Consider the following 2,149-nt stretch of genomic DNA (forward strand, 5'->3'; position numbering starts at 1 on the left):
ACATCGTTATAGATCCCAATAGTGGAGACTATTTTATTGAAGAAGATGAATTAGTTGCGATCCAAAAACTTCTTGAAAATCTTCCCAAAGAAGAAGTTATTATCCGTCGTTTGAATGAAACAGGAACTTGCGGCAGTATATGATTGAAGGGAAAAGGAATTCCTGAAATAATTATAGGTTTGCAGTGGTTAAAAACTCGACGTTTAGTAGTAGATTTTCCAACGGGAGTGCTAACACTGGGGTAAGTTCAGCTTTCTTTTTTTTCTTCTTTGTCAATCCCCAACTTCTGTTCAAGTTCTGCGATAGTTTGCGGTTCGATCTTTCCTGTTTTTGATTCTTCGATCGCATCCATTAACCGACGCGCATTTGCAGGCGATCGCAAAAGGTAAACCGTCTCAACCAAACTTAGCAAATCTGACTCAGCGATTAAAGCTACATTTTCGCCTTCAGGACGGTTAATGATATAGACCTGATGATTTTCTACTACCAGATCTAACAACTTAAACAAGTCATTTTTGGCATCTGTTGGAGATGTTATTTTGTAAGAAAGCATCAGTTAATGTACAGAATTATGTACGTTTATTATAGAACTTGATTTAACTTTTTGCCAAGATACTGGCTGCGATCGAGGGGAATCGGTAAGCATTGGATGCTGTTCCAGAAACCCGGTTTTTCCAAAAAACCGGGTTTCTAACTGCGGGTAGGCATAGAAACCCGGTTTCTTAGAGAAACCGGGTTTCTGAGTTCTTAGAGAAACCCGGTTTCTTAGAGAAACCGGGTTTCTGAGTTTATGCGATAATTAAACCTATCAGTCTCAACCTTACGCGCAATGGCTTGGAACAGAGGGGATACATTAAAAGATGGGAAGTACACCATCCGGCAAACCTTGGGACAAGGGGGTTTTGGCATCACCTATCGCGTCAGAGATGAAAATGGGCGACAATTCGCCCTGAAAACTCTCAACGATAAGGCAATTGCCGAACCGAATTTTGCTAAACTGCATGAAGATTTTATGAATGAGGCGCTACGGTTGGCGCAATTCAAAAATCATCCTCATATCGTTAAAGTTTATAAGTTACTGCAAGAAAATCTGACCGTAAATAATTCCGGGAATCGAATATTTTCCTGGGGTTCAAAACCTGAGTCCATTTCCCTCAACTGTATTTTGATGGAATATATCGAGGGAACAAATTTAGAAAAATTGGTGGAAAGGCGAGGTGCAATACCTGAAGCAGAAGCTTTGCGCTATATTCAGCAAATTGGTAATGCTTTGACGGCGATACATGGCGAAGGTTTGCTGCATCGAGATGTCAAACCGAGTAATATCATTTTACGCGCTAGTAATTCGGAAGCAGTGTTAATTGATTTTGGCATTGCGCGAGATTTCACTGCAACTCATTCAACTCATACCATCGGTGGTACTATCTGTTATGGAGCGCCAGAACAATTCGATCCTACATTAGCAGAACCAAAAGATTATACGGATGTTTATGCTTTAGCGGCAACGCTTTATCATTTGGTGACGGGTACGTTGCCAACTTCTGCTGTATTTAGGGCAATTAATGCGCCTTTAAAACCAATAAAGCAGATTGTACCGAGTTTGAGCGATGAATTGCATGATGCTATTGTTTGGGGAATGGAATTGTTACCAGAAAATCGTCCTCAAACGGTGCAAAGTTGGTTGAAGTTATTGAGTGAAATTGAGGCGGATGATTTAAGTTCGGATAAAGGGGTAGATTATCGGAAATTGCGGGATTTATTGAAAGCGGGAAACTGGAAAGAGGCGGATGAGGAAACGGGGAGGGTGATGTTGAAGGTGGCGGGAAGGGAAAAGGAAGGTAGGCTGGATTTTCCTGATATCGAAAAATTTCCTTGCACTGATTTGCGTACTATTGACCGACTTTGGGTAAAATACAGTAATGGGCGCTTTGGCTTTTCGGTGCAGAAGCGCATCTGGGAAAGCGTCGGGGGAAAACCCGGTAAGTACGATTACGAAACTTACAAGAAGTTTGGCGAGAAAGTGGGATGGTATGTGAAAGAGAAAGGTTGGAAATATATAAGTGACATCACCTTTTCCCTAAATGCCCCACAGGGGCATCTCCCGGAGGTGGGCATCTCCCGATTCGGGAGGGTTGAGATCGGAAGAGCG

The 2,149-nt window shown here is 42.1% G+C and carries 2 protein-coding genes; one reads left to right on the forward strand and one right to left on the reverse strand.

Features of this window, described 5'->3' with window-relative positions; genetic code table 11:
* Positions 1-247 precede the first annotated feature (247 nt).
* Positions 248-553, reverse strand: coding sequence for a type II toxin-antitoxin system Phd/YefM family antitoxin (locus tag H6S82_RS30150; RefSeq protein ID WP_190473575.1), 306 nt, complete (start codon positions 551-553; stop codon positions 248-250).
* A 276-nt stretch (positions 554-829) separates the two neighbouring features.
* Here H6S82_RS30150 and H6S82_RS30155 point away from each other — a divergent pair.
* The coding region (locus tag H6S82_RS30155; protein WP_191057241.1) for a serine/threonine-protein kinase at positions 830-2,149 on the forward strand (1,320 nt) is incomplete at its 3' end.

The sequence above is a fragment of the Planktothrix sp. FACHB-1355 genome (genome assembly GCF_014748295.1).
Lineage (GTDB): Bacteria > Cyanobacteriota > Cyanobacteriia > Cyanobacteriales > Aerosakkonemataceae > Aerosakkonema > Aerosakkonema funiforme_A.

What these genes read in the sequence shown, in the direction of transcription:
- H6S82_RS30150 (WP_190473575.1), bottom strand. Translation starts at nt 553, where the DNA reads ATGCTTTCTTACAAAATAACATCTCCAACAGATGCCAAAAATGACTTG.